Here is a 19,898-nt window from a genome sequence, read left to right as displayed (position 1 = left end):
TTAAATTTACTTCCTGTCATTTCAACAGCTACAACTTAGAATAAAAATATTTTGGCATACAGATTCATTCATCTTTACAATCCCTCCCAAATTCATAATCTAATCTTACTTGCGACTCAACAATGTAATTATTATTTATAAGGTGTCATAGCCGATAGTACAAAAGTGTAATGATTAGCCTATGACTTGTGTCAATTAACCTTATGACAATATGTAACTAGAAAATATGATATGGAATAAATAACAATTGAATTAAGGCAATTAATTCGTGTAAGTACATGAATCAATCTTGCTTTTACAAATAATTCAATTGAGGTGAGCAAAAATGAATAAGAAAAAAATGATTGCAATGGTTAGTACAGCTTTATTAGTCACAGGATGTGGGGAAGTAGGAAACGCTCAAACTGTAGCAGTCGAAAACTCAGGTCAATCAATCCAAAAAAATATAGTTAAATCAATACATTCACAGGCTAACCCATTAAAAACGATAGAACCGTCAAAACCATTTGAAGATTTAAAACCACTTAAGAAAATGATTGGGAGCGCACAATATGTAGGATTAGGAGAGAATACTCATGGAAGCTCTGAAATTTTCACTATGAAGTTTCGCCTTGTGAAATATTTGGTTACTGAGATGGGCTTTACAAATTTCACAATGGAAGAAGATTGGGGAAACGGCTTAAAGCTAAATGAATATATCCAAACAGGAAAAGGAAGCCCTAGGGAATTTTTAAATTTGTTATATCCTACTGATGAAATTATAGCCATGATTGAGTGGATGAAAGATTATAATGCTGATCCATCCAATAAAAAGAAGATCCAATTTATTGGAATCGACTTAAAAACGTTGGACCAAGGTAGCTTTAATAAAGTAATTGATTATGTAAGGGTACATCGACCAAATTTGCTTGCAGAAGTAGAAGAAAATTATAAAGAATTATCGTCTTTTACTGGAAGTATACAAGAATATATGAAACTTACTCCTGAATTGAAAGAGAAGTTCAAAGCAAACGCTGAGAGAGTAGCCCGATTACTAAATGATGAGAATGAGCAAGCCAACACAGAAATAGTTTCACCTGAGTACATGTGGGTAAAAGCAACGGCAAGTGCAATAGAGAAATTTACCACAATGCTACTTCCTAACGACTATCCAAGTATAATAAAGCTACATGAGCAATACTTGGCCGATCATGCAATGTGGGCACAAGAGACATTTGGTGGTAAAACGATGGTATGGGGACACAATATTCATATAGCTAAAGGAATTATCGATGAACAATTATATCCTGATGTTGCGGGGCAGTTTTTAAAGGAACGTTTAGACAATAATTATGTCACAATTGGTAGTACAACTACGGAGGGGAATTTCACCTTATATAGCGAATATAATCCTTCCACCGGAGGTAAGATTACAACAGACGCTATTCCACAAGATGTAAAAAGTTTCAATTATACTCTCGGAAAAGTGCCCTATAAAATGTTTTTATTGGATAACCGTCACCTTAAAGGACAAGCAGAGAAATGGGTTAAAGCAAAAAGACCATTACTAAGTATAGGAGGACAAATCCTCCCGAACAGTTCGGTATACTTTGATACTTCATTGCTTGAGCAATTTGATATTATTTTTCATATTCGAAAAACAAGTCCATCTCATATTAAATAAAAGTACAAAAAAACCGTTCTTGCAGATGCAAAAACGGTTTTTTTGTGGAGGATTAATAAAGTGAAACTTTAATCAGTCGGGATTTTATTCATCCCCCACCTAACTTATTTGCTTCCACTGAATTTTGAGGTGGGGGTCTTACTGCCCGGCAAATAGCGGGATAAAAGGATCTTTTTTAACTAGAAGTAAGCTGTTCTCCCCCCTTTTCAATCTCATTTAAAACTGTCATATGACACTTTTACACTAGTGAGAATGACAAAAAAAGCAGTATGATTCGGTTATTACATAGATAGGAGCGATGAACTTTATGAAATCAAAATTCATCCAGAATGGTTATTTTTTATTGCTAACTTTCATTACAGGATTGTTTTATTTTTGTTTTTATCTAATAGCTCTGCTATTTAGTTTAACCCTTTCATTTACTGTTGTTGGGATTCCATTAATTATGCGCGTACTACAGACTACCACACCCTTTATCCAATTCGAACGCATACAGACGAAAATTTATACAGATGTTTCAACAGACTCTTACGATCGAAGTATAGCAATGGATACATCGAACTGGGCTCAGGTGAAATTAGTGCTTGCAGATCGTCGCACTTGGTGTGCTGTCTATTGGTTAATGCAGAAATTTGTGATTGGCATTTTCAGTCTCATTAGTGCAATCATTTTTTATGTAATGCCACTTATGTTCCTGTTGGCACCACTACTGTATCGATACATCGATATGAATATTATATTCATACAGATAGATACTTTTGCCAAATCACTCTTTGTAATGTTTATGGGTATAGTATTTACCGCCATAAGTATTAGAATAGTAGATGGTTTGACAAAGAAAATCGGGGGCTATACACGTAGTATGATTCGGCAACTAAATCAATAGAGGTTTACAGTCTGTGAGTAGTATCACAGTTTTAAATTAAAAAGTATAATAAGACATGAAAGATTAAATTATAATATAGGAAGTAAAAAGGCAGGCTATTTAGGAGGTAAATGACTTGTTAGATATGGTTAAGTATTGGTTTTGGTATGATTGGATTATGTTAGGGATTCGTCTACTTACTAGTGTATCTATCATCCTAGCTACATTAAATTTTCAAAATGGTTTAACATTACCACTTTGGATTATTATTCTTTGGGAAATTATTGCCTTCTCAATTCCATGGGTAGCCTTACTATTCAATTATAAATATTATTTGTTCACAGAAATACTGCTATATGGTGGACTATGTATATATTTAACCTCATTATTTCCGGAAGCTTACAACACATTTCTTATATCGGTGTTTCTAATTGCTGCAAATAGTAAGCATTTGTCCTATTATTGGACAGCTCCAATAACAGTTTTTATAACGACTGGAATTTTCTATGCGGTTGCGCCAAGTAATAGCTATTGGGTTATGGTCACCTATTATGGATTCGCATATGTAATGGGCTTCGCTTTTCATTTATTAATCGTCAATCATAAGCAAAATGAATCAATTCGTAAACAAAACGCGGTACTTGAGCAATATATGTCTCAGATTGAACGCATTACACTGGCGGAAGAACGAAACAGACTGTCGAGTGAGCTTCATGATACAGTTGGTCACGCTTATACTTCTATTATTATGGGAATGGAAACGTTGCGCACCGAACTTGCTACTGAAATGGGTATACAGAGGCTAGATTCTCTGCTTGAAATGGGACGTAAAAGCATCGAGGACGTGAGAGGTTACCTACATCAAATGGAGTCTCCGTGTCAATCGCCTTCCTTAATTCAATCTCTCCAAAATCTTGGAGTCGAATTTCAGGAGCACGCTCAAGTTAATGTAAGTTTTCGGGCATACGGAGAGGAATATGAATTGTCTCGGCAAGCGAAGATAGCGTTCATTCGTTGCTTACAAGAGTCCCTTACAAATGCAGTACGTCATGGTCAAGGAACTGAAATTATAGTTTCATTGCAGTTTGAACAACAATATACGAGATTAGAAGTTCAAGATAATGGAAAAGGAAATGTAGAATGGCAGGAAGGCTTCGGTATGAATGCGATGAAAGAACGAGCAATGAATTTGCAAGGTCAATTGTCTGTATATACAAAGCCGGATGAAGGAATGCTTGTTACATGTACCGTACCGCGACAAACTGAAATAAAAGATGGACTTATTCGTTTGTTAATTGTAGACGACCAGCCGTTTGTTCGAGAAAGTTTGAGGACACTACTCGATAGATATGAAGATTTAAATGTAGTGGGTTTGGCCGAGAATGGCAATCAAGCCATAGATTTGTGCGGGCGCCTTCAACCCCATGTTATCCTTATGGATTTAGATATGCAGCAAATGGATGGAGTTGAAGCAACCAAAAAGATTAAGCAACAATGGCCACATATCCGCATATTGATTTTTACAACGTTTCAAGATACCAAACAGGCGTTGGAATCGCTTCGCAACGGTGCGGATGGTTTTTTACTCAAATCTATTGAAACGTTGGAGCTAGCTAATACGATCCGACTTATTCACAAAGGTGGGACACTAATTGATCAGGGAATGTCTCACAAAATATTTGAGAAGTTTGATGAGCAAAAAGAGACACCACAATCAAAAGCAACCGCTTATGAGCTAACAGCTAGGGAAATAGAAATATTACAGCTAGTAGCAAAGGGACTTCGATACACTACCATAGCATCAAGGTTATATTTGTCAAATGGTACGGTCAGAAATTATGCTTCTACAGCTTATACAAAGCTAGGAGTCCGTAACAAAGAAGAAGCTGTTCAAAAGGCTCTAGAAATTGGAATTATTGAATAAGAAAAATGTTTTTTGTTTCTCTATAGCAAGGTGAAATGTAATTACAAGATACAGTAAAGGATAAAGTGAAACTTTAATCAGCCCTCACCAATCGGTTTTTTACGGGCAGCCCGCCCCCCACCTAACTTCTTTGCTTCCGCTGAATTTTGAGGTGGGGGGCTTACTGTCCGGCAAATAGCATCATTACATTAATCTTTTTTCGGGAGTACTATTCCTTTATATAATTGAACTGTAGTTAAGTACTAAATCGAGTAAATTACTACAAAAATAACAAGTGGTAACCAAATGCGAGAGTACGGATCGATTAAAAGAGGGCTAAACATGTTCATACCAACTGATATATGAGTAATCCCTATAATTGCTGGGAATAAAAATATGAAGAATAACTCTTTATAGATTGATTTTGTTAATAATTCTCGGCGGACAACAATTTTACGAAGCATTTGATAACGAGCCACATCTTTTGATGCTCCCGACAGAACTTTAAACATTAAGCAACTTGCCATTATTGCTAAAAATGCAATTCCAACGAAGAACACCATAAACATTAATCCGCTAGCAAAATCATGACTCACAATATTGTGACGAAAAACCGGGAAAATAATAATAACTAGTTACTATTATTATTTATTTGTCACTTTTAAAGCATCTAACACTATCTTGGTTGCTTCTGCAATAAGCTTATCATCGTATTTAGCATCCTCTTTATCATGATTAGAAAGTATCGCAAGAACAATTGGTTTTTTATTTGGTGGCCAAATAATTGCGATATCATTTCTGGTTCCATAAGATCCCGATCCGGTCTTATCAGCTACTTCCCATCCTCCTGGAACTCCGGCACGAATTAAGTTGTCTCCGGTAGTATTCCTTTTCATCCAATCTATTAATAAATCCCGTTTCTCAGTTGAAAGTACATCTCCTAACGCAAAAGCCTGAAGACTAGTAGCTAATGCCTTTGGGGTACTAGTATCATGTACGTCTCCTGGATGCACTTCGTTTAACTCTGGTTCAAAACGTTCAGGATTTGTAACGGTATCTCCTATTTCTCTCAGTGATTTTTTGAATTCGCTAGGTCCACCTAATTGTTTAAGAATAAGATTTTGTGCAGTATTATCACTATATCGAAGGGAAGCATCTGCAAGCTCTTTCAGAGTCATGCCCCTATCAACATACTTTTCTGTAATTGGATTGTAATTAACAAGATCTTCACGAGTATACAAAACTCTTTGATTTAGATCTTCTATTGATTTCTTTTGTAAAAGTACTCCCACAGCTAAAGCTTTGTGGGTAGATGCGTATGCAAACCGTTTATCTGATTGATACGTAACGGTTTGATTCGTATCAGTGTCCAATGCATAAATACCAAGTTTAGCATCAAATTCTTTTTCAAGTTTAGCAAAAGAATCATTACCAGTAGTTTCTTGTTTGATTTGATTTGTTTGTTTCGTTTGTTTAAGTGATTCAGATTGAGTATTACCATCGGAACAGCCTATAAGCGTTGCACATGAAAGAAATACTACAGGTACCATCTTTTTGTAATGTAAAATGTTAAAAAACTTGTTTAAGACTATCATACATTTTCAACCTCTTTCAAGAATATATAGTTTTTCTAGGTGTTATACATACCGACACAATGAAAAAGTCTATCGGATATCACTCTTCTTGCATCTCACTTTCCATAAAGTGAAACTTTAATCAGCCCTCACCAATCGGGCTTTTACGGGCAGCAGGGCCCCCATCTAACTTCTTTACTTTCGCTGAATTTTGTGGTGGAGATCTTACTTCCTGGCAAATAGCGGGATAAAATGAGCGAATTATCATGAACACCTGTTTTATACGTATACTTAATAGACAACTTAAGTAACAAGTTTGTTCCATTTTTATCAGTAGTCGTATCTAGAAACCTAAAAAAGTCCATTTAGAAGATCTAAATGGACTTTTTCACTCATATAATCCTATCTATAGTTAAACGAATAAGATTAAATAAATTTAAATTTTCTTGTTTTATCTACTAAACTGTTTAGGCATTTCTTTAACGTGCTTATCATCATCACGCCAATCATAGGTTTCTTTCTGTGAAATATCTAAAGTTTGATCTCCAATTCTAACAATATTCTTATTTACCCATTCAATATATGGATCGGTATCTGGATAATTCCAATATATATTTTTCTCTGAATCTGTATCAAGGTTAACTAATTCACCCCTAACAGCATCCGCACTTAATGATCCTGCATTATGAAAATAAGTCTTGATGAGATATTTTCCATCTGGAGATTTCACTGTTCGAATGAATTCCCCTTTTGGAACACCTTGCAAACTAAAAAATTTCCAATATCCAAACCCAATTATAATTACTAACATAGTAATTATAGTTAGTAATACTTTTCTTTTTGTTTTTTTAATTTCACCTTTTGTATTTATAATACTCATTCAACTCCATTCCATAGAACTAACACCATATTATACCATTAAATAAATGGTATAATATATCAAAAATAAAAATCCTCCCGTAATAGTATTATAAAAAAGGCATGTGATGGTCTCCCTATTTATAAAGTGAAACTTTAATCACCCTCACTAATCGGGCTACCCGTTAATGCGGGATAATCATGAAAATTCCCCTTTAAGAAAAATATAAAAAATCAGACAGTATACTTGAATTGCTCTTCGCAAGAGAATATACTAATAAAGCAGGCTATGACGTTCCTTCCTTCTAACTTCTTTGGCCAAATAGGGATGTTACTTTCCTGCTAAACACATAGGCTATGACAATTCTTCCTTCTTTTTCAGAAATTTTAAATTGTTTTAGAGTTGTCAATTCCCTATGAAAAATAATTAGACTATAAAACCTCTTTCTTCTTTGGGATTGAATAAACTTTAGTTTATCAACCATTGATGTAGAGGTTTTCTTTTCTTAATTAACAAATTACCACTTAACAACTAAATGTTATACCCCTAATTTTTCACTAAAAAATAGCTATGTAACCTCTGTGTATTTTTCTACAATTAGTGTGTTTATGCATGTAAAAATAAAAATCTACCACTGAAAGGAGGACAGTCAGACTATTCCCCTCTTTTATAAGGAGTGAATAGCTGGCGTTCTCATGAAAAATTCTATTTATATAAGAAGAAGTTTGAAAGTAATTATAAAAAGAGAAGAAAATAAACTACCAAACATTTATTTAGCCACTGTTTTAAAAAACTTGGAAAGTTTAGGATTTACTTTTTCCGAGGCTTTAATAGAAGAGTTGCAAACACTTTCGATTGATACATTCACATCGTTTTACAAAGAGTTGGTAAAACATTTAAAAGAAATGGTTGGTGCACATATTCAGTTTGCTCCTATGTATCCAAACTTTCCGCAACAAATGATGGATTTAAGTGACGCTGATTTATACATCAATGCCGTTATTCATTATGTGACGTTGCGCCTACCTGTATCAAAAATAGAAGAACGACTTCCTCTTTTAGATAGCGTTGATTTGAAAGTTATTGACTTAGGAAGTGAAGAAGATTTCAATAAAATGATTTCTCAATTGATTAGTGCAAATAGCTCTATTTCCTCAACTGATAAGACAGATATAGAATGGGCTATTACACACACTGAAGATGTTTCCTGTTTTCTGCCTAATGTAATTCCTCATAAGGAAAATATGTCTTTTATAATTGGGGTTTTATTAATAAACAGAAAAATATCAGCCGATGCTGCTGCAAAGTATTTTAAAACAGCAACTGATGTTCTTCGCCTTGCAGTTGCTTTATCTGAAGGCGATGTGAGTTTAGCATCCTCCGTCCGATTCAAGAAGTTTAACCGAGCAGAAAGACGCTTCCTTTTAGGATTGTTAGAGCAATGCGGAAACATTACCGAAGATATGCTTCGATACAAAAAACGTTGGATTCGTTTAGGTGAAATTCTTCATCCAGCAGAATATCATACTCGTTTCCCAAAAACCCACCGAGCATTTGAGATTCTTCGCAACAACATTAAAGTTGAAACATTTAATGGAAAAATAGAAGCAGCTTTGTTGAATCGTGATATCATGACAGCGAAAAATCTTTTAAAAACTCGCCCGGGGGAATTTGCCAGACGCTTGGATCATTTAATCCGTTTATGTAGTGATAAGTCAACAGATGTTTTCAATATTCTCGAAGATTTTCTAAGTATAATAGGAAACGTTTCTACTCCTGTATTACTTCAACTCACGGCTCATTTTAAGCATCGAAATGATAAAAATGAATTTCGTACCTTTTTTCCAAAGGGAAATGTAGCAAAAGCTATAGGTATTGAAAATACACTTCCATTTATCTCAGAGGATATTTGTTTAATGATTGTAAAAATGTGTGAAGATACTTTAAAAAATCGCTTCGCAGAACTTCCAAGTCTCGGAAAAGTATTTTTGGATGAACAGTTAAAAAATCACTTAGTTCCCTTCTCTCAACGTTCAGCCAGCAAAGCGCTTCGCACATTATCTCGAGGAAGTAAAGTAGATTTGCCCGAAGGAGATACGATTCGTTTTTTCCTATGGTGGAAAGAAGGCTATGTGAATGGACGACATACAGGACGTGTTGACATTGATTTATCTGCTGCAATGTACGACGAAGATTGGCAATACAAAGAACATGTATCCTTCACGAACTTACGTTCAAAAAATTTCAAAGCTTACCATAGCGGAGATATTACTTCTGCACCAAAGGGAGCATCTGAATTCATTGATTTCGATATTCCGTCTGTGCTGAAATATGGTGGACGCTATGTAGTCATGACTTTGCTTTCTTACACAGACCAACCATATAAAGATTTACCAGAATGCTTTACTGGTTGGATGGTTCGTCAATATCCTGGTTCAGGTGAAATATTTGAACCTTCTACTGTTCAAGATAAAGTGGATATTACTGCCGACACCCAAATCTCTATTCCAGTTATTTTAGACTTAAAGGAACGAAAATTGATTTGGACAGATTTGTCTCTTATAAGAGATCTAACTTATGATAATACCATCGAGGCTAATCAAAAAGGTATGATACTTATTGGAAAGGCTTTAACTAATTTAGTTAAACCGAATTTATATGACTTGTTCCGATTACATATTGAAGCTAGAGGTGAACTCGTTCAAGACATCGAAGAAGCAGAAAGCATTTTTTCTTTGGATAAAGGGATTACTCCTTTCGATATCGAAAAAATAATATCTGATTTTATGGCTGATCCACAAGGCTAACTACATTACAAACATTGATAATGTGTGGAAAATATCCATGTATAATGTCTATGTGAAACAGGACCTGATAGATGCATATCAGGTCCTGTTTTTTATTTAGTAGATACTAAATAGTCCGGTTAATCACTATTCATCTAAATACACTATACTAATAAATTGAAATTTATTCGAAAGAATTTCATTAGTTAATATGTATCTAATTAAGAAACATTCATATACCAGCCCAAACATCTTTTCCATATCGCCCTTCATCTTGCACACGATCCAACCAATTTCTTGCTTCTTGTTCACTGACTTCATGAATTTCTTGATATGCTTGACAAAGGGTATCTTCTACATCCGGAGCCATTTTACTTCCATCACCACATATATAAAGGTGAGCTCCATTATCTAATAACGAAATTAAATTGATTCTATCTTGTTTTATTAAATGCTGTACATATGTTTTTGGATGTCCCTCTAGACGAGAAAAAGCTGTGTGTAAAGAGATTAATCCATCTCTTTCATCATTTTCTAGTTCTGTACGATAAAGATAATCTTTTTCAGGATGACGACAACCAAAATATAGATGCGCTTGTCCTAAGTTCATACCTTTTTGCTTTTGAACACGACGCGCTTGCAAGAATCCACGGAATGGTGCAATTCCAGTACCTGGCCCAACCATAATAATTGGTGTTTCTGGATCTTTAGGTAATTCAAAGTTTGATTGTGGCGTTCGAATGAAACAGATAATCTCATCTTTATTATGACGCTGAGCTAAGTAATTAGAAGCGACTCCTTCATATGTCCCTTCCCCACTCCATGCAGGCGCATTAACAACACCGACCGTAATGCTCAGACGATTGTGTGCAACGAGTGGAGAGCTTGAAATAGAATAGTAACGCGGTTTGAGCGCAGGAAGAAGTTCTAAAAAGCGTTCAAATCGGATTTCACAAGCCTCATACTTTTCAAGAAGGTCCAACATTGAAATCCGTTTCTTTAATATTTGTTCATGGTAAACTCCTTCTTCTAACAATGCTTCCAATTCTTTTTTATGAGGAGGACATGCTGTGAATGTTACCATTTCTCGTATTTGTGCACGAGTGGCTGCTTCTTGAACTTCGACACTATAACTAAGAAGGTCCAATAAACTAACAGGACTGTCTAAAGGTATGTGATTTATACTTCGTCCACTTGCACTCAGTATAACTTGATCCTTCCCATTTAATCCAAAGCGTCTTAAAATTCGGTTGATATTTTTCTCGCTATTAACTGGCAGCACTCCAAGGTGGTCTCCTTCTTTATATGTAGCGCCTTCTGGCAAGGATACCTCGATATGTCGTGTACTTCTATCACTGCTGGATGATTGGAGTTCACGATTTTCTAGTATAGACGCATAAACTGCTTCATATGTTCGTGCAAGAGGAGATCCTCCAAGACGACTGACAAATTGCAGACTCAACGTACTGCGCTCTTTTTCCATATTTTTGTTGAGCTCCAATCCAAATGCCTTCATCGCATCAGACCACATGCTTTGTTTCCATTGCTCGAGCTGTTCCTCGAAATCACCACTTGCATCTGCTTCTCCGCGTTTAGAAAATCTTGTTGCTCCTTTTTGAGCCATCTGCTCATCAATATATCTTGGAATCCGTTGATAGGTACTAGCCCAATTATGATCTCCACAACCAAAAACTGCGTATTGAACCCCTTTTAGCTCATCCGGTTTTAGTTCCTCCAACCATTGCACAAACTGCCCTGCATTACTTGGCGGTTTTCCATTATAAGAAGAAGTCACAATAAGTACCGCTCCTTCTTTTGGCAAACTTCCAATTCGATCGTTAAGAGCTACCACTTCCGTTTGAACTCCTTCTAAACTAGCTGTATCCGCTAATTCTCTTGCAATACCTTCTGCTACCCCTGTATCCGAGCCGTACAGAACAAGAAGTGAAAGATTATCGGCCCCAATAATAGAAGGTGTCTTCTGGACGTGCTGCTTAATTTCATGGCTTTTCAGCTTGTCCTCTGTAGGTGCAAGAGCAGTAGGATGGCTTATAGTTTGTTTTCGGGGTAGAATCCTAATCTTAAAATCACCGGGCTTTAGCGTTAATGTTTGTTTTACGTCCAGCTGATAGTTTTGATAATCGATTAATTCAAAATGTTGAAGAAGCATTCCCATTACAAGAGTGGCTTCATGAAGTGCAAATTGCATACCGATACATGCTCTCTGGCCATTTCCAAATGGCTTATAAGCATGATGAGGAACCTTATCCAGCTCTTCAAATCGTTCAGGTTGGAATTCTTCCACATTGTCTCCCCATGCATCTTTATCCCTATGTAGCTGTGGAATAAGAACAGAAATACGATCTTCTCCTTTCTTAATTGGGTATTTCCCGCCAATCACTGTATCTTCTTTTGCATAGAGACTGAATGCTGGAGCGGTAGGCCATAGACGTAGCGATTCATTTAAAATCATCCGTATATACTTCAGTTTCATAACTTGTTGGTATGTTGGAGTGGAATCTGTCAAAACACGGTCTACTTCTTTATAGGCTTTTTTCAACTTATCCGGATTCTTTAATAAAAAGTAAATTGCAAACGATAACAATCCACTTGTTGTCTCATGCCCAGCTATTAAAAAAGTGATAATTTGGAAACGAATGTTTTCATCATCTAATTTTTCACCAGTTTCCGGATCTGGCACATTTAACATACGGGAAAGTAAATCATTTTCTTCCTGATCTCCACTACTTTTACGTTCAGCAATAATATTATCTACTAAAGAAAACATAGATTGGATATCATGCTGAAATTGACGTTTCGTTCTCCACATAAGTTTGTCTTCTATATCCAGCCGCTGCAATTGGTGCATCGCCTCATCTAGAGCACGGGTCATGCTAGTAATAAAAGGATGAGGTGTCTCACGATAAAAGCTATTAAATCGGTAATTAAAACCACATAGACCAATTGTATCTAACGTAAGGCGAGTCATATCCTCTGGAACATCTACGTTTTCGTTCGGATTCAGTCTTGCCCATTTTTGAACGAGTTGTACAGCAATATCGACCATCATGGCATGGTAATCTTTCATTGCCCGTTGGCTAAATGTAGGCATCAAAATATTATGAGCTTTTTTCCAGTTAGGCTCGTGAGTCTCGCTAGTAAATAATCCGTCTCCAGCAAAAGCACGAACTTTCGCTAAAGCACCCTCTATGCTTTTATCGAACCGCGTTTCGTCACAAACTTCTGCTACCAGTTCATGTCCAGAAACGACAATTATGGCATCACTTAAAGTTTGAATTCGAAAAATGGGACCATACTCTTCCGCCAGCTTAATAAACGATAGAGTCGGTTTATCTTTATTGATTAATGGGAGATTACCCAGCGGTCCATATGTTTTCGGCTGGGGAATGGCAGATACTTTTTTTTCCATTTAAAACACCCTTTCAAAAAAGCATGAAATAAAGTGAAACTTTAATCAGTGGGGGTTTTGTTCATCCCCCACTGATTATTAGCCCTCACCAATCGGGCTTTTACGGGCAGTTGGTCCCCCACCTAACTTCTTTGCTTCCGCTAAATTTTGAGGTGGGGGTCTTACTGCCCGTTAATGCGGGATAGCATATCCCATTTAATAAAGAGGAAATAGCAACTAATCGCCTGGGATAAAGATATGTAATTGATTACCTTATTTTATCTTTTCCCTAACTATTCATGATTATGATATTACGTATAAGCTTGGCAATTAGATTTATAACTTGTAGAAAAATACTAAATTAAAATGAAGCGAATAAATATAGTTGGAGCCTTTTAATGTTGAGGTTAAAAGATAATCTAAACTTGTAATGTTTATGAAAAATTGCAAATGGATCTCATCTCTTGTATTTGTTTATAAAAACGATTATTTTGATTCATTTTCTTCTAAAACACCCCAAAACAAAGAAGTTGACACTCTTAAGATTGTAGTATTCGAAAAATCAGTAGTTTAGTTAAAGCAATACGATAAGCAAATATACCGTGTTACTAGTGAAAGAGGACCTGATATGAACATCAGGTCCTCTTTCACTACATAATTATGTCACTGCTTCTTTCAGTTCTTTTCCCATTTTAAATACTGGCGCCTTAGCAGTAAAAAACTTGTAGGAATCATTATCTAAGGTTTTATTCTTCTCTACCGATTTAACTTCTCGACAGCTTCCGCACTTGTATCTACACGTTTAACGAAAAAAACTAGTAGTAGTGCAACAACATTCATGCCAAGCGCTACATAAAATGAATATTGAATTCCAGATAATAAAGCTTTCTGAGTTACTATTGCCTTCGTAGTTTCTGTGAAGGTTGTTGGATCTATATGAGACATTAAACTTTCAGCTTTCGTTTTTGTTACAGAATTCATAATCGTAACAAGAATAGCAGTACCAATCGAACCGGACACTTGTTGAGCTGTATTATTAACAGCTGTACCGTGCGGATTTAAGCGAGTTGGCAATTGATTAAGACCATTTGTCATAAGTGGCATCATAACCATCGCCATCCCAAACATCCGCAGTGTGTAGATAAGAATAATATGTGTGTGACTAGAGTCAATTTGCAGACTTGCCAACATATACGTCGAAACAGCTGTAATGGAAAGCCCCACTATGCCAAGAATCCGAGGACCATATTTATCAAATAGTTTACCTGTAATTGGTGACATAATCCCCATTATTACCGCACCTGGAAGCATCATCAGCCCAGAGCTCAGCGGCGAAATACCACGGACGTTTTGTACATAAGCTGGTGTTAAAATCATACCCGAAAACATGGCCACCGCGTTGACAATTGCAATTACAGACGCAAGTGCAAACATTGGGTACTTGTAAACACGTAAATCCAATAACGGCTCATCCATTTTTAATTGACGAATAATGAAAGCAATTAGGGCAATAGCGCCTATGATTAAGGTTGTTAAGACAACTTTATTCGTCCAGCCATCGGAGCTTGCAGAACTGAATCCATATAACAAACCGCCAAAACCGACAGAAGATAATAGTAATGAGAGATAATCAAGTTTTGCATTTTTGTTTTGTTTCATGACATTCTCAGATTTCCAAATCCCTAACAGTAAGCTAATGATTGCTAACGGTAAAATCATTTCAAAAAGCAAACGCCAGTCATAATACTCTACAATATAACCTGATAGTGTCGGCCCAATTGCTGGAGCTGTAATCATAACTAGTCCAAAAATCCCCATTGCTGTTCCCCTTTTTTCTCTTGGAAAGCTTACTAGCATAATATTCATTAACAAAGGTCCCATAACTGAAGAGCCTGCCGCTTGAACCATCCGACCAGTAAGTAATAAACCAAAGTTAGGTGCTACAGCCGCTAAGGCAGTACCAAGAATAAAAATCACCATAGATGTAATAAATAGGCTCCTATTGGAGAAACGCGTTATTAAAAATGCTGAGGCCGGAATTAATATACCACTTACAAGCATATACCCTGTAGAAAGCCACTGGATCGTTGAATAATCTTGAATGTTTAAATCTTTCATTATTGATGGCAAGGCTACATTTAAAAGGGAGTTATTTAGAAATGAAACAAATGCCCCAATAAAAAGGATTACAAGCATTACATATGGCGGTTTTCTTTTATGTAATGTTTCACTCATATATTTAATTGCCCCTTCATTATAAATTTCATTGATTCGTTTAAATCGTTTACATATTTGCACAAGAAAATATTACCCTTGCAGTATTTTGCCAAACTCTTCGAATGGATATTCTCTTTTTAGCAATTCCACTTGCTCAACATACCATTTTAAAATCTTTTTGTTGATTAAACCTTTATAAAAATGTTTGTTAACGGAATTTAAATTAGGCTGAAATACACAAAATAAGCAACTGAAAATCCCCTTCTAAAATAAAGTGAAGCTTTAAATCAATGGGAATTTTACAGGCAGCGAGAAAAACCAAAAAGACCACGCACCCATTCTTTTAAATACAGGCTTGTAGATCTAGTTATGTAACCATCCATAAAAAGGAATATTACATAGGCTAAGTCTAACATTACATTTTTAAAGTGAGGAGAATAAGCGTATGGACCAATATTGGTATTTGAATTCAAAGGGAAATGGGCAACAATATAATAACCAAATTTCATTATATTCACAGCCCGAGATAACTACATCTGAGGTAATGAATGATTTGAAGATTTCTGAGAATTGGAGTTACCGAGTCTATCCAGTTAGTTGGGATTCATCAGCCAATTATACGGGGTTCAATCCCCACCCCCCTCTCTTCTCTTGGGGGCAGCCAATTAATTATGCAGGGATAATGCCCCAAGGTCAGCCTGCTAATTGGACTCCATTACCAAGTCATGCAGGTTTTAATTTTCAAAAACCTCCCTTCCCCTGGGCGCAACCATTCAGTCATACAGGGATGTTCGCACAAGGTCATCTTGCAGCTTTACTATCGCCGCCAGCCAAGCCTTTTCATTTCAATACCAATAACTCGGGTGTTTTTGGAAATCCTCCAGGATGGGGTGGTCCGTGGGCCCCAATGGGATGGGGAAATAACGGAGGTAACGGTCAGCTAGGAATGCTTGGAAACTTACTTACAGCAGGAAAAGGCACCATGAGTGGAATAGGAATGATCAGTAGTCTAATCGGGATGGGGAAGTTCTTCTTTTAGTTAATTAGAACAGGAGAATGTGGCTGTAGCTTTAATCAACCACATTTAAGGACAGTAATCTCCCACCTAACTTCCTAGCATAGCATTCGCGGAAATTTTAGGTAGATATGTATTGTTACAAGTTACCGTTTTACTTTGAGTGCTCCTTTACTTTCTTATCAAGTGCCTTACTATAAGCATCTTTCTTTTCCTGTGATAACTCATAAATTGCTTTTTTCCAATGCTCTCCGTCTACACCTGATAAAAATTCAGTACCTTTCATTGTAGCTTCTTGAATCTTCTGTTTATCTTCTTTACCAGCATCCTTAATTAACTTCGTTGCTTTTCTTGCCTCTGTTACCCCTTCTTGTATGGATTTGTGAATGTCTTTGTATGTATCAGGTACTTTTATGTGTTCCATATTGTCTAAAATTTTATCTATCTCGTTTGATGTTTTTAAAACAGCTTTTGCTTTTTCTTTGTCCTTTAAGGATTCTCCTAAGTTTAGTAATAGTTCATCCTTCTTAAATTGGAACTCTACCACTTGCTCACATATGTAGTACGGATACTGTTGTTCAGAAATTACTGTTTTCGTTATTGCTTTACTAGTTTGCTCAGTCTTATGAGTAGAATCTTTATCTCCTACCTCGCATCCGACTAACAGCATAAATGGAACTGCTAACGTTACTAGTTTCTTTGCTCTCATTATGTATTCTCCTTGTAGAAAGTATTGTAAGTAATTAACATATCAAACTATAACATACATTACATTATGGTTCACTTCCATTACGCTTTTAAAATGTAAAATAAGAATACACCCCATAAGCCACAAATAAGATTAATAGAATAGAAATGCCGAGTGCCGTATATATAATCCATTTTAAATTTGAATTCATATCATCCTCCTACCTCTCGATAATTCCAGTATATAACAAAAAAGCATTGGATACCCAATGCTTTTTACACTTACACAAATAAAGAAGTATTCGCATATAAAGCTGGTGAACCACCTGAATGTACGAATAAAATATTGTCTTCCTTATTAAATTTACCTTTTCTAATTAAGTCGATTAATCCCGCTACCGCCTTACCTGTATACACTGGATCAAGTAAAATACCTTCTGTTTTCGCAAGTAACTGAACTGCCTCTACCATTTCCGGCGTTGGTAACGCATAGCCGGGTCCTACATATTCATCAAAGCACGTAACAGCGTCGCGCGAGATAAAGTTTGGAATACCAACGTGTGCTGAAGTTTCATCTACAAGTTTTGCTACTTTCTCTTCTTGCTCAGCTTTTCCTCTACTTACGTTAATCCCGATTACAGGAATATGGCTTTGTGTTCCAGAAAAACCAGTAATTAAACCAGCATGCATACCGCCGCTACCACTTACACAAACAACTGAACTGAAATCAATTCCTTGCTCAAATGATTGCGCCATAATTTCTTGCGCACAAGCAACGTATCCCATTGCGCCCGTAGGATTTGATCCACCAACTGGAATTACATATGGTGTATTACCTTTTTCACTTACTTCTTGTGCTACTTTATGCATTTCTTCCATAAGATCTGCTCCGTTCGGTACAACAATTACATTTTCAGCACCTAATAAGTGATATAAGAAATAGTTCCCGTTAAAGTCTCTCTCCTCTTCTGTCTCAAGCCCTTCCTCTAATACAAGAATACATTTCATTTTTTCTTTTACCGCAGCTGCCAGTGTCAGGCGGCAATGATTTGACTGAATACCACCAGCTGTAATTAACGTATCTGCACCCTTTTCCTGTGCATCTGCAACTAAAAATTCTAATTTTCTCGTCTTATTGCCACCAGCTGTTAAACCAAGTAAATCATCTCGTTTAAAATAAATAGTCGGGCCACCAAGTGCTTCAGAAAAGTTGTTTAACTTTTCAATTGGTGTATATGATTCTGTATATTTTTTTCTCGGGAATTTAGCTAAATTCATTGTAACGCTCCTTTTGTACTTCTTTCACAATATATGTAACGTTACTATTATTACACGTAAAAATGGTGAAGTCATCTTTCTGGGTTAAAAATGTATTAGAATTTCGTTTTGATAAGTAAAACCGTATTAATGATTTTAACTTAATTACGGTACATGAAATTTATATCAACGATTTTTTAAATATATCGTTCATTCCTTACAATATATCAACGATTTTTCAAATATATCTATCGTAACTTGCAATATATCAACGATTTTCTTAATATATCGATCTATCGACAAAAAACGACAGACAGGCAACCCCTTTCTCATCAACAAAAAAAGAGCCTACACATTCAAATGCAGACTCCCTCCAATCACTTATTTACCGAAAAACGAAGTAACTGTGTTAATCCCGGCTCTAAATTCATTTCACCTTTATGGCGTACGTATACGACTTTATCTCCATCAAATTTCGGAGGATTTGCTTTACTATACGTATGCCACTCATTCGTTCCTTCTATAGAATACTCCATATATTCAGTTGCACCGACAATTATATTTTTACGATCATCTGCCGTTACATTTGGTGCCATCTGCGCAATTTTTGAATCACTAATTAATAACTTCTTTATATCCTTATCACGTTTGTAATCGTAAGCTGTCACAATTACATCGTTACCATATGCTTTCACTTGTAACCCTTGTTTAAATGAATAGCCATCTGGAGCAGTTTTCTCTCCTCCATTTGGCCCTGCTGACATCCAGCCTGTTTCAATACCGCCCGTATTTACAACAGTGAAACCTTTTTCATCTCCACCTTTAATTTTCTTTTTACCAGCCCAGTCAGGTAAGTTTAAATCCCAATGCGTATGGCTCGTGAAGAAAACAACTTGCGGATAGTCTTTTAATATATCGTACAATTTATCCACGTTTAAATAATCTTGTAAATATGGTGATTGTCTTGATCCCGATACTGTATCAGGTAAAACGTGATGAGAGAAAATGAAGATTGGCTTATTTTTATCTTTTTGACTGTACTCTTCTAAATTTTGTTTTAACCAACCTAATTGCTCATCACTCATATATACTTCATCCCACATTTTTGAATCGTGGTATTTCATATATTTTTCAGTTCCTAAAAATAGAAGCGGATAACCGTCTAATTCTTTTTTATGATATACCTTTTCTTGTCCACTAAATTTCAGATAGCGGTTAAATAAAGTTTCCTCAGTTACACCATTTGGCCATGTACTTTGAGAGAGTTTCCCATCTGCTGTCCATTTACCAGCATAAAACTCATGATTCCCAACAGTAGACCATACATTTTCTGGATGCTTATTTTTATTTAACACACGCTTTACATCATCATATTGTGACTGTTGTCCAGTCGGCGTTATATCCCCATTCATAATAAGCGCTCTAGAAAGTGGCGTTACTTTATTCATATCTTTTAATACGTGATCAAAATCTCCTAAATCACCTTGAATGTCACTAATAACATTAAAAGTTGTAGCTGATTTTCGAACTTGCTCTTTCCCTTCCGCATGTGCTGAAAATGTCGGTAATAATGCCGCCATAACTGCTAACGAAGCAACTGTCTTTTTCATACAAATTCTCCCCCTAATAATAGAATGTACCAACTGACATGTTCTGCTTCTCT

General features: G+C 36.0%; 12 protein-coding genes and 1 pseudogene. 5 read left to right on the top strand and 8 right to left on the bottom strand.

Features of this window, described 5'->3' with window-relative positions; all coding sequences use genetic code 11:
• Positions 1 to 325: 325 nt before the first annotated feature.
• The 3 genes from ACTFRH_RS12870 to ACTFRH_RS12860 all read left to right on the top strand — a co-directional run bounded on the left by ACTFRH_RS12870 (position 326) and on the right by ACTFRH_RS12860 (position 4,452).
• On the top strand, positions 326 to 1,663 hold the full coding sequence (locus ACTFRH_RS12870; protein ID WP_001035290.1) for an erythromycin esterase family protein: 1,338 nt from the start codon (positions 326 to 328) through the stop codon (positions 1,661 to 1,663).
• A 307-nt stretch (positions 1,664 to 1,970) separates the two neighbouring features.
• Positions 1,971 to 2,549, top strand: coding sequence for a sensor domain-containing protein (locus ACTFRH_RS12865; RefSeq protein ID WP_000836847.1), 579 nt, complete (start codon positions 1,971 to 1,973; stop codon positions 2,547 to 2,549).
• Positions 2,550 to 2,664: 115 nt separating this feature from the next.
• Positions 2,665 to 4,452 carry a response regulator gene (locus ACTFRH_RS12860; RefSeq protein ID WP_440048745.1) on the top strand — a complete coding sequence of 596 codons (1,788 nt, stop codon included), beginning with the start codon at positions 2,665 to 2,667 and terminating at the stop codon, positions 4,450 to 4,452.
• Between the two features lie 242 nt (positions 4,453 to 4,694).
• Here ACTFRH_RS12860 and ACTFRH_RS12855 read toward each other — a convergent pair.
• The 3 genes and pseudogenes from ACTFRH_RS12855 to ACTFRH_RS12845 form a co-directional block, all read right to left on the bottom strand.
• Positions 4,695 to 5,030 (bottom strand): annotated as a pseudogene (locus ACTFRH_RS12855) (ABC transporter permease); the annotation flags it as partial.
• Positions 5,031 to 5,075: 45 nt separating this feature from the next.
• Positions 5,076 to 6,026, bottom strand: a complete 951-nt coding sequence (bla, locus tag ACTFRH_RS12850; protein WP_061884372.1) for a class A beta-lactamase — start codon at positions 6,024 to 6,026, stop codon at positions 5,076 to 5,078.
• A 430-nt stretch (positions 6,027 to 6,456) separates the two neighbouring features.
• Entirely contained in the window at positions 6,457 to 6,885 is a 429-nt protein-coding gene (locus ACTFRH_RS12845; protein ID WP_000022535.1) for a DUF5412 domain-containing protein, read from the bottom strand.
• Positions 6,886 to 7,559: 674 nt separating this feature from the next.
• Between ACTFRH_RS12845 and ACTFRH_RS12840 the strand changes: the two genes are divergently transcribed.
• Complete coding sequence (locus ACTFRH_RS12840) at positions 7,560 to 9,671, top strand: TerD family protein (protein WP_000798025.1); 2,112 nt, start codon at positions 7,560 to 7,562, stop codon at positions 9,669 to 9,671.
• Between the two features lie 211 nt (positions 9,672 to 9,882).
• On the opposite strand, the gene cypD is transcribed toward ACTFRH_RS12840, so the two are convergent.
• Together cypD and ACTFRH_RS12830 are read right to left on the bottom strand one after the other, a co-directional pair.
• Complete coding sequence (gene cypD / locus ACTFRH_RS12835) at positions 9,883 to 13,080, bottom strand: bifunctional P-450/NADPH--P450 reductase (RefSeq protein ID WP_000412785.1); 3,198 nt, start codon at positions 13,078 to 13,080, stop codon at positions 9,883 to 9,885.
• Between the two features lie 735 nt (positions 13,081 to 13,815).
• The gene (locus ACTFRH_RS12830; protein WP_000005138.1) at positions 13,816 to 15,294 is read right to left on the bottom strand and encodes a DHA2 family efflux MFS transporter permease subunit; all 1,479 of its coding nucleotides are present in this window, start codon (positions 15,292 to 15,294) and stop codon (positions 13,816 to 13,818) included.
• A 427-nt stretch (positions 15,295 to 15,721) separates the two neighbouring features.
• Here ACTFRH_RS12830 and ACTFRH_RS12825 point away from each other — a divergent pair, with 427 nt between their 5' ends.
• Complete coding sequence (locus ACTFRH_RS12825) at positions 15,722 to 16,315, top strand: hypothetical protein (protein WP_000373137.1); 594 nt, start codon at positions 15,722 to 15,724, stop codon at positions 16,313 to 16,315.
• A 130-nt stretch (positions 16,316 to 16,445) separates the two neighbouring features.
• Here ACTFRH_RS12825 and ACTFRH_RS12820 read toward each other — a convergent pair whose 3' ends face one another.
• The 3 genes from ACTFRH_RS12820 to ACTFRH_RS12810 form a co-directional block, all read right to left on the bottom strand.
• Positions 16,446 to 17,000, bottom strand: coding sequence for a hypothetical protein (locus tag ACTFRH_RS12820; RefSeq protein ID WP_001201800.1), 555 nt, complete (start codon positions 16,998 to 17,000; stop codon positions 16,446 to 16,448).
• 260 nt (positions 17,001 to 17,260) lie between these two features.
• Complete coding sequence (locus ACTFRH_RS12815; RefSeq protein ID WP_001046610.1) at positions 17,261 to 18,256, bottom strand: D-cysteine desulfhydrase; 996 nt, start codon at positions 18,254 to 18,256, stop codon at positions 17,261 to 17,263.
• 356 nt (positions 18,257 to 18,612) lie between these two features.
• Positions 18,613 to 19,845, bottom strand: coding sequence for a DUF4073 domain-containing protein (locus tag ACTFRH_RS12810; protein WP_000754275.1), 1,233 nt, complete (start codon positions 19,843 to 19,845; stop codon positions 18,613 to 18,615).
• Positions 19,846 to 19,898 lie beyond the last annotated feature (53 nt).

The sequence above is a fragment of the Bacillus cereus group sp. MYBK216-1 genome, from assembly GCF_051916495.1.
Lineage (GTDB): Bacteria > Bacillota > Bacilli > Bacillales > Bacillaceae_G > Bacillus_A > Bacillus_A thuringiensis_K.
Note: the sequence above shows the minus strand (reverse complement) of the source record. Positions and strands in the feature narration are given on the sequence as shown.